Here is an 18,224-nt window from a genome sequence, read left to right as displayed (position 1 = left end):
GGCGCGCGCTGTTCCGCCGGTCGCCCGGCGCGCGTACGCTGCTGGGACGAGTCGCCCGCACCCCCCGTGAGCCGCGATGACCCTGCCCCCGTCCGACGGACCCTCCGATCCCGACGGCCCCGGCCGCGCCGAAGGCAATGACGGCCCCGACCGCGCCGGACGTACCGACCGCGCCGGACGCGCCGGACGTCCCGACCGCGCCGGACGCCCGGACCGCCCCGACGCGGACCGCCCCGACGCGGACCGCCAACTCCCCTACCAGGTCGCGGTGTTCGCCCGGCGGATCTGCGCCGCCGGGGAGCTGGACCGGGCCTCGTTCCTGCTGCTGGAGCAGCTCGCCGCCACCGGTCCGGCCAAGGTGAAGACACTGGCGGCGGCGCTCGGTGTGGACTCCTCGACGGTGACCCGGCAGGCCGCGCCGCTGCTGCGGGAGCGCCTGGTGGCGCGGCTGCCGTACCCGGCGGACCGGCGCGCGGTGCAGCTGGCGCTGACGCCGCTGGGGGCCGGTCGGCTGGCCCAGGTCCGGGAGCGGCGGCGGGAGTTGATCGCCGAGCTGACGGCGGGCTGGACGACCCGCGAGCGGGCGGTGTTCTGCGCGCTGCTGGCCCGGTTCAACGACGGCCTGCTGGACCGCCGTTGAACCGGGGAGCCGGACCGGCCGTCAGCCGAGGGCCTGCTCCAGGTCGGCGAGCAGGTCGGCGGCGGACTCGATGCCCACCGAGACGCGCACCAGGTCGGCGGGCACCTCCAGCGGGGAGCCGGCCGCGGAGGCGTGGGTCATCCGGCCGGGGTGCTCGATCAGCGACTCGACGCCGCCCAGCGACTCGCCCAGGGTGAACAGTTCGGCCCGGTTGCAGACCTCGACGGCGGCCTGCTCGCCGCCCGCGACGCGGAACGAGACCATGCCGCCGAACGCCTTCATCTGCTTGGCGGCGACGTCGTGCCCGGGGTGGCCGGGCAGGCCCGGATAGAGCACCTGGCTCACCTTCGGGTGCCCGGCCAGCAGTTCGGCGACCTTCTCGGCGTTCTCCGAGTGCCGGTCCATCCGGACGCCGAGCGTCTTGATGCCGCGCAGCACCAGCCAGGCGTCGAACGGCCCGGCCACCGCGCCCATCGCGTTCTGGTGGTAGGCGACCTCCTCGGCCAGGCCCGCGTCGGCGACCACCAGGGCACCGCCGACCACGTCGGAGTGCCCGCCCATGTACTTGGTGGTGGAGTGCACCACGACGTCCGCGCCGAACGAGATCGGCTGCTGGAGGTAGGGGCTGGCGAAGGTGTTGTCGACCACCAGCTTGGCGCCGGCGGCGTGCGCGATCTCGGCGACCGCGGCGAGGTCGGTGATGCCGAGCAGCGGGTTGGACGGGGTCTCCACCCACACCGCGCGGGTGGTCGGACGGATCGCCTCGCGGACCTTCTCGGGGTGGTGGGTGTCGGCGACGGAGAACTCGACGCCCCAGCGGGTCAGCACCTTGGCGAACAGCCGGAAGGTGCCGCCGTAGGCGTCATTGGGGATGACGATGTGGTCGCCGGGCTTGAGCAGGGTGCGCAGCAGGGTGTCCTCGGCGGCCAGCCCGGAGGCGAAGGCGAGGCCGCGCGCGCCGCCCTCGATCGCGGCCAGGCACTCCTCCAGCGCGGTGCGGGTCGGGTTGGCGGAGCGACTGTACTCGTAGCCCTCGCGCAGTCCGCCGACGCCGTCCTGCTTGTAGGTGGACACCTGGTAGATCGGCGTCACGACTGCCCCGGTCCGGGGGTCCGCTTCCTGGCCCGCGTGGATGGCGAGTGTCTCGAAGCCGTGGGAAAGCTGGTGCTCGGTCATGCGCCCGAGCCTAGTGCGACGGGAGGGTTCCCCGGGGCGTGCCGCGACGGGACGCCGGACCCGGACGCCGGACCGGCGGTCCGCGACCGGTGAAGTCTCGCAGCACCAAGGGTCGTACCGCCACGATCGACCGACCGCACGCCCGATCGACACCCGGGGGACACGGGGGGACACGGGGGGACACGGAGGGACGCGGGGACGCGGAATGTCCACCGGTTCACGCCGCTCCGGCCGGGCCCTGGCCGCCGGGTCGGACCGGTCCCAGCCGGGCCCGGTGAAGCCGTGGCTGCTGAGCGCCGCCGCCGGCTCCCCGGTGCTGCGGGTGGTGCCCCCGACCCGCGGCCCGCCGCCCATGGCCCGCCGCCCGCCGTCCACGGCCCGTGCCGGTGGCCGATGGCCGATGGCCGGTGGCCGCGATCCGGAGTCGCCCCGGGCCGCCCGGCCCCACGCCGTGGGCCCGCGCAGGCGCGCGCAGGCCCGCGCAGGCGCGCGCGGTGCTCGACCGACAGGGGGCGCCGTACTGCGCGGAGCCGGGCGTCCGACGGCTACCCGCGGCGCACCTCGTGCAGGAAGCAGCCGAACTCGACGGCCCGCACGTGCAGTACGGCGGTCGCCGGGTCGGCCAGCAGTTCGGCCGCGAGCGAGGGCAGTTCGGCCGGCCCGCCGAGTCGGCCGCCGAGGATGCGGCCGTCCGCCGCGTAGGCCCGCAGCACCCGCGGCCCGCCGTGGAAGCCCGCCGGCCAGCCGCCGGGGTGGCCCGGGCACGGCTCGGCGTGCACGAACACCGGGCCGGTCTCCAGGTACGGCCCGGGGTCGCAGCCGGTCTCGGCGGCCCAGCGCAGCAGCGGCGCGTACGACAGCAGGGTGATCCGCTCGCCGGGCCGGGCCCTGGTCAGGCAGCAGCGCAGCGGTTCGCCGCCCTGCTCGGTGACGGCGGCCGTCCGGGCGCGCCCGGCGTCGTCGGTGCGGCGCAGCGCGTCCAGCACGGGCCCGGGGACGGCGCGGACGTCGAGCGCCGGGGCGGTGGTGGGAGCTGCGGTGGCGGGAGCTGCGGTGGCCGGAACCACGGTGGCGGCGGACGGAATTGCGGTGGCGGCGGACGGAATTGCGGTGGCGGTGGCGGTTTCCATGCGTCCAGCCTGCGCCCGACGCCCGCCGCGGTCCGGCGGCTTCCGGACGTCGCGCTGCGGCCGGGGCCCGGAACGCGCGACGGCCCGCCGCGGGGGCTTCCCGCGGCGGGCCGTGCCGTACCGGTGTGCTGACGGCGGATCAGGTCAGCTCGGGGGCCAGTTCCTTGATCTCCTCGAAGCTGAGGCCGCTGTGGTTCATCGACTCGGCGACGCTCCGGTCGATGCCGAGCTTGCCCAGTTCGGCGTACTGCGCGTCGGTCAGCGGGGCGGCCTGGCCCAGGTCGATGCCGCCGAGGTCGATGTCGGGGTCGGTGCCGTCCTCGAAGCCGCCGCCGGCCATCGAGGCGAACATCTCCTGGAGCTGGCCGAGGTCGATCTCGGTGGCGCCGGTCGGGGCGCCCTGGGTGGTGCCGCCGGTGGAGATGCCGATCCGCAGCGGCAGGTGCGCCGACCAGTCGGACTTCTCGACGAGCTGGGCGAAGTCGAAGGTGACCGCCTGCGGGCGGCCGTCCTTGATCTGCACGTCGGCGGAGAGCTTGCGGTCCGGGACGTCGGAGAAGTCGTCCTCGGTCGGGAGCCCCGGGGAGCCGGGGATGCTCTTGGCGACGCCGGCGAACGACTTGTACAGCGCCTCGACCAGCGGGCGGGCGGGCGCGGAGACCCGGATCACGTCGTCGGCGTCGGCGCTCTTGCCCTTGTCCTCCAGCGTGACGTTGTCGGAGAGGGCGTCGCTCAGCGAGTCGCAGAAGTCGTTGAGCACGGACGGGTCGAGGCTGGGCGAGGGCTTCGGGGTGGCGCCCTTGCCGGCCGCGCCGCCGGCCGTCTGCTGGGACAGCTCCTGGAGCTTGGCGACGTCCACCGAGACCCACTTGCCGCCGACCAGGTCCTTGAGCGGGGCGGCCTCGGGCGGCAGCTGGTCGAGGCCGGACTCGAACTCCGAGCTGTCCTCGCCCGCGAGCTGGGCGATGCCGCGCACGTCGACCTTGAGGTACGCCTTGTCGCCGACCAGCCGGAAGTCGGCGTAGGTCTTGCCGTCCTTCTTGCTGTTCAGCGCGTAGCCGAGCGTGACGCCCTCGTTCTTGGCGCTCCCACCGCTCCCGCCGGCGGCGCAGCCGGACTTGAAGCCCCCGGCGTCCTTGAGCGGCTTGTCGTAGCCGACCGACACGGACAGCTTGAGGTCGGAGAGCAGGTCGGCGGCCTGCTTCTCGATCGGGTCGTCGATCGCCTCGCCGAACGCGATCAGCTGCGAGGAGCTGGCGTCGAGCGAGAGGTCGACCGTGACGGTCTTGGCGTCACCGAGCTTGTCGAACGCCTTGTCGAGCTTCTGACCGGCGGTCAACTGCTCGACGGTGCCGCAGGCGGCGAGGCCGCCGCCGAGGAGGACGGCTCCGGTGGTGACGGCTATGCCCGCGCGGACGGTGCGGCGGCGGATGACGGTGTTGATGGCTTGCTCCTGCTACCTGGAGACGGTTCGGGCCCGGTCGGCCCTGCCGCGGAGGCAAGCTCAGCACAGTGGCGCGTCCCCCCGCACGCGAATATTTTTACCATTCGTTTAGGACACTCTCACCGGCCCCCCACCTTCCGTGTCCGAACCGTGCCCTCTCCGTGCACGCGTCAGACGGCGCTCCCGGCCACCCAGTCCGACCAGGCCATGTTCCAACCGTTCAGGCCGTTGCCGGGGTTGACGGTGCGGTCGCCGGAGTTCACCACCTCGACCACGTCGCCGATCATCGAACTCGCGTAGAACTGCGCGGCGTCGGTGCTCGGGTCGTTCCCGCCCTGGACGTCCTGCAGCGCGATGCAGCCGTGGCTGGTGTTGTCGTTGCCGAACTGCCCGGCGGGCGACCAGTAGTTGCCGTGGATGAAGGTGCCCGAGCTGGTCAGCCGCTGGGCGTGCGGCACGTCCGGGATGTCGTACTCGCTGCCCAGGCCGACCGTGCTGGAGTTCATCCGGGTCTGCTGGTAGCGCTCGGAGATCACCAGTTTGCCGCCCCAGGTGCGGTGTTCGGGCGCGCCGCCGATCACCGGGTAGGTCGCGGTGACCCGCCCGTCGGTGCGGACGGTGAGGGTGTCGGCCTTCAGGTCGGCGGTGGAGACCTGGCTGCGGCCGACGGTGAAGCCGACGTCCTTGGACTGCGTGCCGTAGACGCCCTTGGCCCCGGCCACGTCCTTGAGCCGCAGCTTGAGGGTGACCTTGGTGCCCTTCGCCCAGTAGTCGCGCGGGCGGAAGTCGAGCCGGGTGGCGTCGTACCAGTGGCCGACGATCTCCACCGGCGGGTCGGCGACCACGGTGATCGCCTGCTGCACGGCCTTCCGGTCGGTGATCGCCTTGTTGAAGTTGATCGACACCGGCATGCCGACGCCGACGGTGCTGCCGTCCTCGGGGGTGAAGTAGCCGACGAAGGTGTTGGCCGGGGAGGCGGTCGAGAAGCTGGCGTTGGCGTCGGCCGGGCGCTGCTCGGCGTCCACGGCGGAGGCGGCGACGGTGTACGCGGTGCCGCTGGCGAGCTGGTCGGTGGAGGTCCAGCTCGCGCCGTCGTCGGAGAGCGATCCTCCTATCGGCTGCCCGGACCGGTCGGTGACGGTCACCGAGGTCAGGGTGCCGTTCAGCACGGTGACGGTGACCGGCTCGGTGAACGGCGCGGCGGTGACGCCGTCGGCGGGCTTGATGGTGATCTCCGCCACCGAGGCCTTCGGGCTGGTGGACGGGGTGGCGGAGGCCCCGCCCGCGGCGGGGGCCGAGCCGGAGGCGCCGGCGGGGCCGGACTTCCCGCCGCCGCCCGTGCAGGCCGCGACCAGCAGCACGGGGGCGCCCAGCAACCCGGAGAGCACGCCGCGCCGACTCCAGTTGCCGCCACGCGGCCGGTCCTGCTTCTCCGGTGCGGTCACGTCCACGCTCCTCGTTCCAAGATCACGCATATGTGTGCAGATCGTACGAGGGTACCCAAGCAGTGGGCAGAAAGGACAAAAGCCCGGTCCGGGACTGCCGGACCGGGCTCTCGCACGGCTGGAACGCGGGCGGGACCCGCGTGTTCGGGCCCCGCGCGTCCGGGACCCGGGGACGGGCCCCGGACGGGACGCGGTGTCACTGCACCTCGTACTCGTCCCAGCTCTCGTCGTCGGGGTCGTAGTCGGTGCTGGCGGACTCCCAGGTCGCGGAGGCGAGCTCCACGCCGGGGACGTCGCCGAGCAGGGCGACCGGGTCGACGAAGTGGGCGAGGGAACCGGTCGGGTCCACCTCGATCGCCTCGACGGCCTGGGCCCGCTCGTCGTCGTCCAGGTACTCGTCGTCGGAGACCTGGGTGAGCGCGGCGGCCTTGAGGGCCCCCTCGTCGGTGATCTCGGCGATCAGCTCGATGGTGAGGCGAACGTAGCGCGGTGCGTCCTGCTCGGGCAGGTCGGTGCTGGTCATGTCAGCGAGCCTAGGGCCTCGCACACCCTTCCGGAAACGAGACGGGGCCGGGAGCCGGACCCGGAGCCGGTACGGAGCGGGGTGCGGCGGCGGGCATGAGGAAGGGCCGGCCCGGGCGAACCCGGACCGGCCCTTCTTCCTCCGCTCGGACTCCCCCACCCGGGAGCTCGCGGAGCCGCGCCTCGCGGCGCGATCTCTAGCCGCGGGAGCCGCCGCACCCTGATGACAGGGGCGGGACGACGGCGCCTCCCACGGTCCGGACACGGTGGGCCGGGTCAGGGCCGACCGGTCGTGTCCTGGGTGACCGCTCAGGATGGGGAGCCGCTCCCGTCCTGCGCTGTCACCGCTCTCGGCTTCTTGCCGTGCTTCAAAGATGCCGTGCCCGTGTTAACCGGATGATGCGCAGCTGTGACGTCCGAGTACCAACTGTTCCGGGGCCCGGATTCCTCACCCGGACGGCGGGCGGAGCCGCCCGGGCGGACGGTCAGTGGCCGGCCCGGGCGGTCAGGAAGGACAGCAGGTCCTGGCGGGTCACGATGCCCTGCGGCTTGCCCTCGACCAGCACCACCACCGCGTCGGCCTTCTCCAGCACCGCCATCAGGTTGGTCACCGACTCGCCGGAGCCGACCACCGGCAGCGGCTTCGACATCACCCCGTCGAGCGTGTCGGTCAGCTGGATGCGTCCGCTGAACAGGCCGTCCAGCAGCTCCCGCTCGACCACCGAGCCGATCACCTCGCCGGCCATGATGTCCGGGTGCCCGGCGCCCGGGGAGACCACCGGCATCTGCGAGACGCCGAAGTCCCGCAGCACCCGGACCGCCTCGGCGACCGTCTCGTTGGGGTGCATGTGCACGAACTGCGGGATGCCCTCGTGCTCGACGGCGTCCTTGCGGCCCAGCACCTCGCCGATGTGCGCCTCGTCGGTGGCGGTCGGCAGGAAGCCGTAGTCCGCCATCCAGTCGTCGTTGAAGATCTTCGACAGGTAGCCGCGGCCGCCGTCCGGCAGCAGCACCACCACCACGTCCTCCGGCCCCAGCTCCCGGGCCACCTCCAGCGCCGCCACCACGGCCATCCCGCAGGAGCCGCCGACCAGCAGGCCCTCCTCCTTGGCGAGGCGGCGGGTCATCTGGAACGAGTCCTTGTCGGAGACCGCGACGATCCGGTCCGCGACCTGCCGGTCGTAGGCGGTCGGCCAGAAGTCCTCGCCGACGCCCTCCACCAGGTACGGCCGCCCGGTGCCGCCCGAGTACACCGAGCCCTCCGGGTCCGCGCCGATCACCTGCACCTTCCCGCCGGAGACCTCCTTGAGGTAGTTGCCGGTGCCGGAGATCGTCCCGCCGGTGCCGACGCCCGCCACGAAGTGGGTGATCCGCCCCCCGGTCTGCTCCCACAGCTCCGGACCGGTGGAGTGGTAGTGCGAGGCCGGGTTCTCCGGGTTGGAGTACTGGTCCGGCTTCCACGCGTTCGGGGTCTCCCGGACCAGCCGGTCCGAGACGTTGTAGTACGAGTCCGGGTGCTCCGGGGCGACCGCGGTCGGACAGACCACCACCTCGGCGCCGTACGCCCGCAGGGTGTTGATCTTGTCCGTCGACACCTTGTCCGGGCAGACGAAGATGCAGCGGTAGCCCTTCTGCTGGGCCACGATCGCCAGCCCCACCCCGGTGTTGCCGCTGGTGGGCTCGACGATGGTGCCGCCGGGCTTGAGCGCGCCGGAAGCCTCCGCCGCCTCGATCATCCGCACGGCGATCCGGTCCTTCACCGAACCGCCCGGATTGAAGTACTCGACCTTGGCCAGCACGGTGGCGCTGATCCCCTCGGCGACCTTGTTGAGCTTCACCAACGGGGTGTCGCCGACCAGCTCGATGATCGAATTGTGGTACCGCACGGGGGTCCTCCCGGTCCGTGGCATCACTGTTCTGCCGAAACCCCCAGCCTAGGCCCCCCTCCCGGCCCCGACCGCCCCGCGCGGCCCCCGCCGCCGGGGTGCCCGCGGTGCGGCGCGGTCCGGCGGGCGGGTGGTTCTGCGGGGGCGGGCCGGTACGGCGGTGCGGTCGGGGGGTATCCAGGGTGGTAGCGGTTGTGCGGAGCGGAGAGGGGGTGGGCCCATGGCCGGCTCGCAGGCGTCGAGGGCCCGGGTGGCGCGGCGGATCGCCACGGCGGCGGCGTACGGGGGCGGGGGGCTGGGGCTGCTGGGGGTGGGGCTGGCCGGGGTGCTGCTGACCGAGAGCCGGATGGCGGTCCGGGCGATCGGGGTGCTGGACGGGGAGCCGCCGTTCGCGGACGGGGTGTACGGCGAGGGTTTCGCCGATCCGCAGGACGTGCACCCGCCGCTGGTGCTGGCGTTCCTGGGTGACTCGACGGCGGCGGGGCTGGGGGTGCAGCGCTCGCAGGAGACGCCGGGTGCGCTACTGGCCTCGGGACTGGCCTCGGTCGCGGAGCGCCGGGTGCGGCTGGTGAACGTGGCGAAGTCGGGGGCGCGCTCGTCGGACCTGGCCCGGCAGCTGGAGGCGGCGCTGGCGCACCGGCCGGACGTCGCGGTGGTGATGATCGGCGCGAACGACGTGACCCGGCACGCCCCGGCGGCCCGCAGCGTGCGCGAGCTGGGCGAGGCGGTGGGCGCGCTGGTCTCGGCGGGCTGCCGGGTGGTGGTGGGCACCTGTCCGGACCTGGGCACCATCAAGCCGGTCCGGCCGCCGCTGCGCTGGGTGGCGCGGCGGGTGAGCCGGCAGCTCGCGGCGGCGCAGACCATCGCGGTGGTGGGGGCGGGCGGGCGGACGGTCTCGCTGGGTTCGCTGCTGGGTCCGGAGTTCGCGTCCCGGCCGGAGCTGTTCGCCGAGGACCGCTACCACCCGTCCGCGCAGGGCTACGCGACGGCGGCGATGGCGCTGCTGCCCTCGCTCTGCGCGGCGCTGGGGCTGTGGCCGCAGGAGTCGCCGGAGGCGGGCGGCGTGGTGGAGCCGCAGGCGGTGCTGCCGGTGGCGGTGGCCGCCGCCGCGGCGGCCGGGCGTTCGGGCACCGAGGTGACGGCGGCGGGTCCGGTGAACGGCACCTGGCGGTGGGCGACCTTGAAGCAGCGGTTCCGGCTGGCCCTGCCCGGCGGGGAGGACGCCGCGCCCGCGCGGGTGGCGGGCGGCCGCCCGTCGCGGGCGATCGCGTCGGCGAACTCACATCCGGAGGCGGATGACGCCGGAGCTACCAAGCGGTAACTTTCCCGGGGAGATCCACCGGATCGCGTCCCGAGGTCACTCAGCGAGGAGCCCGCCATGCCCGAAGCCGTCATCGTCAGCGCCGCCCGTTCGCCGATCGGCCGGGCGTTCAAGGGTTCGCTGAAGGACGTCCGCCCGGACGACCTGACCGCACAGATCATCGGTGCCGCGCTCGCGAAGGTCCCGCAGCTGGACCCGCGGCAGATCGACGACCTGATGCTGGGCTGCGGCCTGCCGGGCGGCGAGCAGGGCCACAACCTGGCCCGGATCGTGGCCGTCCAGATGGGCATGGACTACCTGCCGGGCGCGACGGTCACCCGCTACTGCTCGTCCTCGCTCCAGACCACCCGGATGGCACTGCACGCGATCAAGGCGGGCGAGGGCGACGTCTTCGTCTCGGCGGGCGTGGAGACCGTCTCGCGCTCGGTCAACGGCACCTCGGACGGCATGCCGGGCACCACGAACCCGCTGTTCGACGAGGCCCAGGCGCGCACGAAGCACCGCGCCGAGACCGGCGGCGGCGAGTGGCACGACCCGCGCGAGGACGGCCTGCTGCCGGACGCGTACATCGCGATGGGCCAGACCGCGGAGAACCTGGCCGCGCTGAAGGGGATCACCCGGGCCGAGCAGGACGAGTTCGGCGTGCGGTCGCAGAACCTGGCCGAGGCGGCGATCGAGGCCGGTTTCTGGCAGCGCGAGATCACCCCGGTGACGCTGCCGGACGGCACCGTGGTGAGCGCGGACGACGGCCCGCGCGCGGGCGTGACGCTGGAGGGCGTGTCCGGCCTGAAGCCGGTGTTCCGCCCCGACGGCACCGTGACGGCCGGTAACTGCTGCCCGCTGAACGACGGCGCGGCGGCGCTGGTGGTCATGTCGGACACCAAGGCGCGCGAGCTGGGCATCACGCCGCTGGCCCGGGTGGTGTCCACCGGCGTGTCCGGCCTCTCCCCCGAGATCATGGGCTACGGCCCGGTGGAGGCGTCCAAGCAGGCGCTGCGGCGGGCCGGGCTGTCGATCGGCGACATCGACCTGGTGGAGATCAACGAGGCGTTCGCGGCCCAGGTCATCCCGTCCTACCGGGACTTGGGCGTGGACCTGGACCGGCTGAACGTGAACGGCGGCGCGATCGCGGTCGGCCACCCCTTCGGCATGACCGGTGCCCGGATCACCACCACGCTGATCAACTCCCTCCAGTGGCACGACAAGCAGTTCGGCCTGGAGACCATGTGCGTGGGCGGCGGGCAGGGCATGGCGATGGTCATCGAGCGCCTGAGCTGAGCGTTGTGACGCGCGTCTCACCCATCTGGAGTGACGCAGCGTGATTGAGGGCCGGATCACACCCGAGGTGCGATCCGGCCCGTTTTTCGTCCTTCCGGGACCGGATTGTCGACGCACCGGATTGGATCAACTCCGCAGCGTAGAAAGGTATTACCTAACAATTTGAGGACAAGTGGGAAAGTGCACGACAAATCCGACATCAGCCACTGCAGTAACGGCCGCCGATACGGCAGTGTGGAGGCGTAACCCCGTTCCGCTCCTCGTTGGGAGTACGTTCCGTGAGCGCCGTCTTCCTCTCCCTGCTGCTGGTACTGATCGCCCTGACCACCGCTGTCCTGCTCCACCTCCGCGCACTGGCTGGGAAGTTGGCAGACCGGCAGCCGAACCCGCAGTGGGACGAGGCGCTGATACGCCGCGCCGTCGCCGAAGCCCTGGCCGCCGACCGGGAGCGGGAGATCACCGAGGCCCGGGCGTTCTGGGCCGAGCAGGAGGCCCGCGCCGCCGAGGACTCCCCGCTGTTCGACACCCCGTTCACCACCATCGGCGAGGACTGGCCGATCTTCTTCCCGCGCCCGACCGGGCCGCAGGAGGCCGCCGACAACGGCGTGATGGACCCGGAGTTCGGCGAGGCGCTGCGGCACGCGCTGGAGGACCTGATCAAGGACGCCCCGGCGGACGGCGGCCCGGCCGGCGGCGCCCGCGCCCCGCACCCGGCGCACCCCGCACACCCGGCGCACCCCGCGCAGGGCGGCGGCTTCCCGGCGCCCGGCGACAACGGCGACGTGCAGGCCCGCCGGGAGGCCGACCTGCTGGCCACCGGCCTGGAGGCCGGGCTGCTGGACGCCGAGGGAGAGCCCGCGGCCGCGCCCGACCCGCGCCGGCACCCCTCGCACCCGGACTTCATCCCCAGCCCGACCCCGTCCCGCGAGTGGACCGACGACCGGCTGGCCGCGCTCGCCGAGGAGCGGATCGCGCTGACCGACGTCCGCCCCGGCCCGCTCGGCACCCTGGACGTGTACGCCTTCGCCGACGGCACCACGCTCTGCGTCGCCCCCGGCGACCGGGAGGCCGCCTACCGGCTGATCGACGCCGTCCGGGCCGGCGAGGACGTCCGGCTGCTCGGCGGGTCCCGGTTCTCCGGCTCGTACTCGCTGACCTTCTCCACCGACGACGAGACGGTCTACGTGCTCGCCGACCGGGTGGTCGCCTCGATCTGACCGCCCGCCCGCGCCCGCGACGGGGCGCCGACCGCCCGGCAAGGGGTTGCCCGGGCCGGCTCGGCGCCCCGTCGGCGTTCCGGCGCCCGGACGGCCCTGACGGGGCGTCAGGCGGTGAGCCGGTCGGTCCGCTCGACCTCGGCGAGCGCGGCGGCCAGCGCGGCCGGCGCGTCCGGGTGGCCGGTGCCCGCGGCGAGCGCCAGGTCGTGCCCGGTGACCGCGAGTTGGTCGCCCACCGCGAACGCCCCGCAGTCGGGCACCGCCAGCGCGGGCAGGCCCTCCAGCGCCCGGGCCCGGTCGGCCAGCCGACCGGCCAGGTCGAGCGCGGCGGCGGCCCGGGACGGGTGCCCGGGGACGACGGCCAGCAGGCGGCTCTGCGGCATCGCCCGGAAGCGGTCGGCGAGCCGGTCGACGGCGGCGGTCAGCCGCGCGGCGTCGGCGGCGAGGTCCTCGGCGGGAAGGCCCTCGGCGGGCGGGTGCTCGGCGGGGGGCTGCGGGGCGGCGGGGAGGTGCTCGGACATGCCCCCGAGGGTAGGCCCTCGCCGGGGCGTGCGGCGGGCCCCGGAGGATCGTTCCTCCGGGGCCCGCCGCGGTCCGCGCCGTGCGGCGCGGTCGGTCGTGCCGGCGCGGTCAGTCGTCGCCGCGCAGGATGGCGATCAGGCGCAGCATCTCCAGGTAGATCCACACCAGCGACAGCGTCAGGCCGAAGGCGGCCCGCCAGGCCTCCTTCTCGGGGGCGCCCTGCCGGATGCCCTCCTCGATCTCGGCGTAGTCGAGGGTGAGGAAGAACGCGCCGAGCGCGATGCCGATCAGGCCGACCACGATGCCCAGCGGGCCCGAGCGCAGGCCGAAGTCGGCGCCGAAGAGCATCGCGACCAGGTTGACCAGCATCAGGAGCAGGAAGCCCATGGCGATCGTGAGGCCGATCCGGGTGTACCGGGGGGTGACCCGGATCCGGCCGCTCCGGTAGGCGATCAGCGTGGCCGCGAACACCGCGGCGGTGCCCAGCACGGCCTGGATGGCGATGCCCTCGAAGAGCGTCTCGAAGGCCTTGCTGAGCGCGCCGAGGAAGAAGCCCTCCAGCGCCGCGTAAGCCAGGATCAGGCCGGGGTTGACGCTGCGCTTGAAGCTCACCACCAGGCCGATGACCATGGCGACCAGGGCGGCGCCGATCGCCGGGGCGAAGTTGTCCACCGGCACGGTGAACCAGGCCACCGCGCCGAAGGCGACCAGGGTGAGCAGCGTCATGGCCGTCCGGGCCACCACGTCGTCCATCGTCATCCGGCCGGTCCGGGCCGGACCGGCGGACGGCGCGCCGTACATCGCGGCGAGCTGGTCGTCCGTCAGCGGCGGCTGCCCGGCGGCCTGCGGGCCGCCGTACGGGCCGCCCGCGTACGGGGACCCGTAGGCCGGCTGCCCGGGCTGGGCGGCCGGCTGCGTGCCGAACCCCGCGTACTGGTTGTCGCGGGTGAAGGACCCCTCCCGCGAGAAGACCGGGTTCCTGCTTCTCATCACATTCCCTCCGGGGCGGTACGGCACCACCCACACAGAGCACAAGAGTAATGGTTTGGCAAAGTATTCCGCGTCGGTCGTGAGGATGATCCGTGTCGGCTGCGCGGGGGGCCACCGAGGGGGCAGGGTGGGTGGCGCAACTGACGCATACCCAGAAAGGCGGCCCCCGATGGCCGAGGAGCTGTACGCCACGCTGAAGACCAACCGGGGCGACATCGTGATCCGGCTGCTGCCGAACCACGCGCCCAAGACGGTCAAGAACTTCGTGGAGCTGGCGACGGGTGAGCGCCAGTGGATCGACCCGAACACCGGGCAGCCCAGCAACGCGCCGCTGTACGACGGCACGGTCTTCCACCGGGTGATCGAGGGCTTCATGATCCAGGGCGGCGACCCGCTGGGCAACGGCACCGGCGGCCCGGGCTACGAGTTCGCCGACGAGTTCCACCCGGACCTGGCCTTCACCAAGCCGTACCTGCTGGCGATGGCCAACGCGGGCCCGGGCACCAACGGTTCGCAGTTCTTCGTCACGGTCGGCGCGACCAGCTGGCTGACCGGCAAGCACACCATCTTCGGCGAGGTCGCGGACGAGGCCAGCCGGAAGGTCGTCGACGCGATCGCCACCACCGCGACCAACCCGCGCAACGACCGCCCGGTGCAGGACGTGGTGATCGAGAAGGTCGCGATCGAGACCCGCTGACCGGTCCGGCACCCGGAAGCCGCCCGCCCCGCGACCGGGACGGGCGGCTTCCCGACGTCGGGTCAGTCGGTCTTGATGCTGGTCAGGATGTCCATCCGGGCGGCCCGGCGGGCCGGCCAGAGGGCGGCGACCATGCCGACCAGGGCGGCGAGGGCGAGGAAGAGCAGCACGCTGCCGTACGGGATCACGGTGGTCAGTCCCTTCAGTTCGGAAGCCAGGGTCCGGGTCGCGGCCCAGGCGAGGAAGCAGCCGAGCAGGACGCCCACGAAGGCGCCGAAGACCGAGATCACCACGGACTCCAGGCGGATCATCCGCTTGATGCCGCGCCGCTCCAGGCCGATCGCCCGCAGCATGCCGATCTCGCGCTTGCGCTCGAACACCGACATGGCGAGCGTGTTGACCACGCCGAGGACGGCGACGACCACCGCCATGCCGAGCAGGCCGTACATCAGGTTGAGCATGGTCGAGATGATCCGGCTGAACTCGTCGACCATGTCCTTCATGGTCCGGACCTCCATCACCGGGTTGCGGCCGGTGGCGTCCTTGATCGACTGCTTCAGCGCGTCGCTCGGGCCGTCGACGCCCTTCACCAGGATCTGCTGGACCAGCGGGTCGGGGTCGTAGCGCTCGACCAGTTGGTTGGGGGCCAGCACCGGGGAGACCCCGTCGTTGCGCTCGAAGACGCCGCCGACGGTGAGCGTCACGGCCTGGCCCTTCGGGGCGGTGGCCGACAGGGTGGAGCCGACCGCGAGGTGGTGGGTGGCGGCGAACTCGTCGTTGACCAGCACCTGGCCCTGCTTGAGCGCCCCGGTGGAGCCGGAGGCCATGGTCAGGCCGACCAACTGGTCGAAGGCGTCGGCGTCGTAGCCCTCGATCGCCTTGGCCTGGTCGGAGCCGTCCAGGTGCCACCAGACGTTGTCGACCCGGCTGACCGCCTCGACGCCCTTCGCCCCGGCCACCAGCCCGGTCAGCTCGGGGGACAGCTGGCGGCCGTTGGCCATGGCGACCACGTAGTCGGCCTTCATCGACCCGGCGACCATCGAGGTGACGGCGCTGGTGACCGAGTTGCCGATCACGGTCAGCGCGGTGACCAGGGTCAGGCCGATGGTCAGCGCGGCCGCGGTGCTGGCGGTGCGGCGCGGGTTGCGCACCGCGTTCAGCCGGGCCAGCTTGCCGGGGGTGCCGAACAGCCGGGCCAGCACCGGACCGACCAGCGCGATCACCGGCCGCGACAGCAGCGGCAGCAGCACGAACACGCCGATCAGGGTGACCGGGGCGCCGAGCTCCAGCAGGTGCTGGGCGCCCGAGCCGCTGCCGTTCGCGCCGGCCAGGATCAGGCCCAGCCCGGCGCCGGCCAGCAGCACCCCGATCGTGTTGCGGATCAGCAGGCCGCGCTGGGTGCTGGGCTGCTCGCCGCTGCTCATCGCCGCCACCGGGGGAATCCGGGAGGCCCGGACGGCCGGCAGCAGCGCCGACAGCACGGTGACCACCACGCCGACCACCAGGGTGGCGACCACCGTCGCCGGGGCGACCACCAGCGAGCCGGTGGGCATGCCCTCGTCGAAGGCGTGCAGCAGGGACTGCAGGCCCGCGCCGATGCCGACGCCCGCGAGCAGGCCGCCGGCCGAGGCGACCAGGCCGATCGCCAGCGCCTCCACCAGCACCGACCTGGTGACCTGGCCGCGGCTGGCGCCGACCGCCCGCAGCAGCGCCAGCTCCCGGAGCCGCTGGGCGATCAGCATGGTGAAGGTGTTGACGATGATGAAGACGCCGACGAACAGCGAGATGCCGGCGAACACCAGCAGCATGGTCTTGGTGGTGCTGACCGAGTCGGCGACCATCCTGGTCTGCTCGTCCTTGAGCTCCTGGCCGGTCTGCAGCTCGACGCCGTCGGTGCCGGTCTTCGCCCGGGCCTGCTCCAGCAGCGCCTGCTCGGAGGTGCCGGCCTTGGCGGTGAGCACCACCGAGCTGAACCGGCCCGGCTCCAGCAGCTCCCGCTGGGCGGTGGCGGTGTCCATCAGCACCAGGGTGCCGCCGGAGGTGACCTGCGGGTCGTCGGTGGTGAAGACGCCGGTCAGCACGGCGTCCCGGGCGGCGCCGTTGCCGGCCACCCGGACGGTGTCGCCGAGGTGGTAGCCGGCCTTGTCGGCGGCCTGCCGGTTCAGCGCGATCTCGCCCCCGGCGCGCGGGCCGCGGCCCTCGGCCATCGGGTAGCGGGTGTCCGCGCCGGAGGCGTCCGGGACGAAGTTGGCGCCGCGGGCGCCCCAGACCTGGCCGACCAGGTCGCCCTTCTTGTCGGCGACGCCGGTGAAGCCGGAGACCACGCCGCGGGCCCGCTCGGTGCCGGGCAGCGCGGCCAGCTGCTGGACGGTGTCCTGGGTCAGCGAGTTCCGCTCCGGCCGCGGGGCGTCGCCGTCGGTGGGGCCGCCGTCGTCCGCGCCGGTGGCGGAGACCAGCACCGAGACGTCCGAGAAGCTGGTGGAGTAGCTGTTGCGCATGGCCTGGCCCATGGTGTCGGAGAACACCAGGGTGCCGGCCACGAAGGCGGTGCCCAGCAGCACGGCCAGTACCGTCATCAGGAGTCGGCCCTTGTGGGCCAGCACGTTGCGCAGTGCGGTGCGATGCATGGGGTCAGTCCTGGGGAGAGGGGTGCGGTCGGTTCGACGGGGGCTGACGCGGCGGACGCGGCTGGCGCGGCGTCAGCTGGTGCGGCCCTTGGCGTCGAAGCGGCGCATCCGGTCCAGGACGGTGTCGGCGGTCGGCCCGAACAGCTCGTCGACGATCCGGCCGTCGGCCAGGAACACCACCCGGTCCGCGTACGAGGCGGCCACCGGGTCGTGCGTCACCATCACCACGGTCTGGCCGAGTTCGCGCACCGAGTTGCGCAGGAAGGAGAGGATCTCCGCGCCGGAGCGGGAGTCCAGGTTGCCGGTGGGCTCGTCGGCGAAGATGATCTCCGGCTTGGAGGCCAGCGCCCGGGCGCACGCCACCCGCTGCTGCTGGCCGCCGGAGAGCTGGGCCGGGCGGTGCGAGAGCCGGCCGGACAGGCCGACCGTCTCCACCACCCGGTCCAGCCAGGCCCGGTCGACCTTGCGGCCCGCGATGTCCGTCGGCAGCGTGATGTTCTCCAGCGCGGTCAGCGTGGGCAGCAGGTTGAACGCCTGGAAGACGAAGCCGATCTTGTCCCGGCGGAGCTTGGTCAGCTGCTTGTCCTTCAGCCCGACCAGCTCGGTCTCGCCGATCGTGGCCGACCCCGAGGTGACCTTGTCCAGCCCGGCCATGCAGTGCATCAGCGTCGACTTGCCGGAGCCGGACGGCCCCATGATCGCGGTGAACTCGCCCCGCCCGAAGGAGACCGAGACGTCGTCCAGTGCCACGACGCGGGTCTCGCCCTCGCCGTAGACCTTGTGCAGACCGGTGGCGCGGGCCGCCGCCAGGCCGGTGTGGGCTGCGTACGCGGTCGAGGTGCTCACGGTGGGGACTCCTGTCCGGAGGGTCGGGGTTCGTCACGGCGCGACCGGACGGGAAGGCTCCTCCGACCGCTACTCCATCCTCACCGCCGCCCGGGCCCGCCCACGTCGCTCCGCCGAACGGTTGCCCCACCGCCGCCAGGCGTACGGCCCCTCCCGCCGTCTCCTCCTGCGGGATGACCCCTCCCCCGACCTCCGCCCGGGACCCGGGTGGCCGAGAACCGCCGCCGGGTGGCCGAAACGGCGGACGCTTCGTCAGATGGCATGGAAGCATGACAACTTCCGTCCCGGGAAATATGCGAAACACTCGCCCGGCCGACTAGGCTCAGTGACTGAGTTCGCCGCGCTCCCAGGCCCAGATGGTGGAACGCAGACACGGGCAGCTTAAAACTGCTTGGCCGTGAGGCCGTGCCGGTTCGAGTCCGGCTCTGGGCACTCTCCTGCCCACCCTCGGTGACCTGGGGTGATGGCCCGGTCACGGGCCCC

The 18,224-nt window shown here is 73.2% G+C and carries 15 protein-coding genes and 1 tRNA gene; 6 read left to right on the top strand and 10 right to left on the bottom strand.

Translation table 11 applies throughout. The features are described from left to right. Window positions 1–76 precede the first annotated feature (76 nt). On the top strand, window positions 77–640 hold the full coding sequence (locus tag QMQ26_RS21645; RefSeq protein ID WP_282202400.1) for a MarR family winged helix-turn-helix transcriptional regulator: 564 nt from the start codon (window positions 77–79) through the stop codon (window positions 638–640). Window positions 641–661: 21 nt separating this feature from the next. On the opposite strand, the gene QMQ26_RS21640 is transcribed toward QMQ26_RS21645, so the two are convergent. The 6 genes from QMQ26_RS21640 to QMQ26_RS21615 form a co-directional block, all read right to left on the bottom strand. Beyond that, window positions 662–1,816, bottom strand: coding sequence for a cystathionine gamma-synthase (locus QMQ26_RS21640; protein WP_100836579.1), 1,155 nt, complete (start codon window positions 1,814–1,816; stop codon window positions 662–664). A gap of 545 nt (window positions 1,817–2,361) precedes the next feature. Further along, entirely contained in the window at window positions 2,362–2,946 is a 585-nt protein-coding gene (locus tag QMQ26_RS21635) for a DUF1203 domain-containing protein (protein WP_318552003.1), read from the bottom strand. A 139-nt stretch (window positions 2,947–3,085) separates the two neighbouring features. Beyond that, window positions 3,086–4,285 carry a hypothetical protein gene (locus QMQ26_RS21630; protein ID WP_282202399.1) on the bottom strand — a complete coding sequence of 400 codons (1,200 nt, stop codon included), beginning with the start codon at window positions 4,283–4,285 and terminating at the stop codon, window positions 3,086–3,088. 275 nt (window positions 4,286–4,560) lie between these two features. Further along, a complete protein-coding gene (locus tag QMQ26_RS21625) occupies window positions 4,561–5,841 on the bottom strand; it encodes a L,D-transpeptidase (RefSeq protein ID WP_282202398.1) in 1,281 nt (426 codons plus the stop codon). Between the two features lie 190 nt (window positions 5,842–6,031). Then, a complete protein-coding gene (locus QMQ26_RS21620) occupies window positions 6,032–6,358 on the bottom strand; it encodes a hypothetical protein (protein ID WP_100836583.1) in 327 nt (108 codons plus the stop codon). A 484-nt stretch (window positions 6,359–6,842) separates the two neighbouring features. Next, window positions 6,843–8,267, bottom strand: coding sequence for a cystathionine beta-synthase (locus QMQ26_RS21615; protein ID WP_404813931.1), 1,425 nt, complete (start codon window positions 8,265–8,267; stop codon window positions 6,843–6,845). 196 nt (window positions 8,268–8,463) lie between these two features. On the opposite strand from QMQ26_RS21615, the gene QMQ26_RS21610 reads away from it, so the two are divergent. The 3 genes from QMQ26_RS21610 (at window position 8,464) to QMQ26_RS21600 (ending at window position 12,059) form a co-directional block, all read left to right on the top strand. Then, window positions 8,464–9,564 (top strand): SGNH/GDSL hydrolase family protein, encoded by a 1,101-nt coding sequence (locus QMQ26_RS21610; RefSeq protein WP_282202397.1) that lies wholly within the window; start codon window positions 8,464–8,466, stop codon window positions 9,562–9,564. Window positions 9,565–9,621: 57 nt separating this feature from the next. After that, window positions 9,622–10,842 (top strand): acetyl-CoA C-acetyltransferase, encoded by a 1,221-nt coding sequence (locus QMQ26_RS21605; protein ID WP_282202396.1) that lies wholly within the window; start codon window positions 9,622–9,624, stop codon window positions 10,840–10,842. 278 nt (window positions 10,843–11,120) lie between these two features. Next, a complete protein-coding gene (locus QMQ26_RS21600) occupies window positions 11,121–12,059 on the top strand; it encodes a hypothetical protein (RefSeq protein WP_282202395.1) in 939 nt (312 codons plus the stop codon). 107 nt (window positions 12,060–12,166) lie between these two features. Here the strand turns inward: QMQ26_RS21600 and QMQ26_RS21595 are convergent, their stop codons facing one another. Together QMQ26_RS21595 and QMQ26_RS21590 are read right to left on the bottom strand one after the other, a co-directional pair. Next, on the bottom strand, window positions 12,167–12,580 hold the full coding sequence (locus QMQ26_RS21595) for a hypothetical protein (protein ID WP_282202394.1): 414 nt from the start codon (window positions 12,578–12,580) through the stop codon (window positions 12,167–12,169). A 109-nt stretch (window positions 12,581–12,689) separates the two neighbouring features. Then, window positions 12,690–13,571 (bottom strand): Bax inhibitor-1/YccA family protein, encoded by an 882-nt coding sequence (locus tag QMQ26_RS21590; RefSeq protein WP_282202393.1) that lies wholly within the window; start codon window positions 13,569–13,571, stop codon window positions 12,690–12,692. Window positions 13,572–13,740: 169 nt separating this feature from the next. Here QMQ26_RS21590 and QMQ26_RS21585 point away from each other — a divergent pair, with 169 nt between their 5' ends. Then, window positions 13,741–14,268 (top strand): peptidylprolyl isomerase, encoded by a 528-nt coding sequence (locus QMQ26_RS21585; protein ID WP_100836589.1) that lies wholly within the window; start codon window positions 13,741–13,743, stop codon window positions 14,266–14,268. A 62-nt stretch (window positions 14,269–14,330) separates the two neighbouring features. On the opposite strand, the gene QMQ26_RS21580 is transcribed toward QMQ26_RS21585, so the two are convergent. Continuing rightward, window positions 14,331–16,895 carry an ABC transporter permease gene (locus QMQ26_RS21580; protein ID WP_282202392.1) on the bottom strand — a complete coding sequence of 855 codons (2,565 nt, stop codon included), beginning with the start codon at window positions 16,893–16,895 and terminating at the stop codon, window positions 14,331–14,333. A gap of 72 nt (window positions 16,896–16,967) precedes the next feature. Further along, the gene (locus QMQ26_RS21575) at window positions 16,968–17,741 is read right to left on the bottom strand and encodes an ABC transporter ATP-binding protein (RefSeq protein WP_100836591.1); all 774 of its coding nucleotides are present in this window, start codon (window positions 17,739–17,741) and stop codon (window positions 16,968–16,970) included. Window positions 17,742–18,091: 350 nt separating this feature from the next. Between QMQ26_RS21575 and QMQ26_RS21570 the strand changes: the two genes are divergently transcribed. Continuing rightward, window positions 18,092–18,173, top strand: a tRNA-Leu gene (locus tag QMQ26_RS21570). Window positions 18,174–18,224: the final 51 nt, after the last annotated feature.

It is taken from the genome of Kitasatospora fiedleri (assembly GCF_948472415.1).
Lineage (GTDB): Bacteria > Actinomycetota > Actinomycetes > Streptomycetales > Streptomycetaceae > Kitasatospora > Kitasatospora fiedleri.
This window is presented reverse-complemented; position numbering and strand designations above follow the sequence as displayed.

Bases quoted from the DNA above. Each gene is read 5' to 3' on its own strand.
- QMQ26_RS21615 (WP_404813931.1), bottom strand. From the start codon at position 8,267: ATGCCACGGACCGGGAGGACCCCCGTGCGGTACCACAATTCGATCATC.
- QMQ26_RS21645 (WP_282202400.1), top strand. From the start codon at position 77: ATGACCCTGCCCCCGTCCGACGGACCCTCCGATCCCGACGGCCCCGGC.
- QMQ26_RS21635 (WP_318552003.1), bottom strand. From the start codon at position 2,946: ATGGAAACCGCCACCGCCACCGCAATTCCGTCCGCCGCCACCGCAATT.
- QMQ26_RS21595 (WP_282202394.1), bottom strand. From the start codon at position 12,580: ATGTCCGAGCACCTCCCCGCCGCCCCGCAGCCCCCCGCCGAGCACCCG.
- QMQ26_RS21605 (WP_282202396.1), top strand. From the start codon at position 9,622: ATGCCCGAAGCCGTCATCGTCAGCGCCGCCCGTTCGCCGATCGGCCGG.
- QMQ26_RS21585 (WP_100836589.1), top strand. From the start codon at position 13,741: ATGGCCGAGGAGCTGTACGCCACGCTGAAGACCAACCGGGGCGACATC.
- QMQ26_RS21640 (WP_100836579.1), bottom strand. From the start codon at position 1,816: ATGACCGAGCACCAGCTTTCCCACGGCTTCGAGACACTCGCCATCCAC.
- QMQ26_RS21620 (WP_100836583.1), bottom strand. From the start codon at position 6,358: ATGACCAGCACCGACCTGCCCGAGCAGGACGCACCGCGCTACGTTCGC.
- QMQ26_RS21580 (WP_282202392.1), bottom strand. From the start codon at position 16,895: ATGCATCGCACCGCACTGCGCAACGTGCTGGCCCACAAGGGCCGACTC.
- QMQ26_RS21610 (WP_282202397.1), top strand. From the start codon at position 8,464: ATGGCCGGCTCGCAGGCGTCGAGGGCCCGGGTGGCGCGGCGGATCGCC.
- QMQ26_RS21590 (WP_282202393.1), bottom strand. From the start codon at position 13,571: ATGAGAAGCAGGAACCCGGTCTTCTCGCGGGAGGGGTCCTTCACCCGC.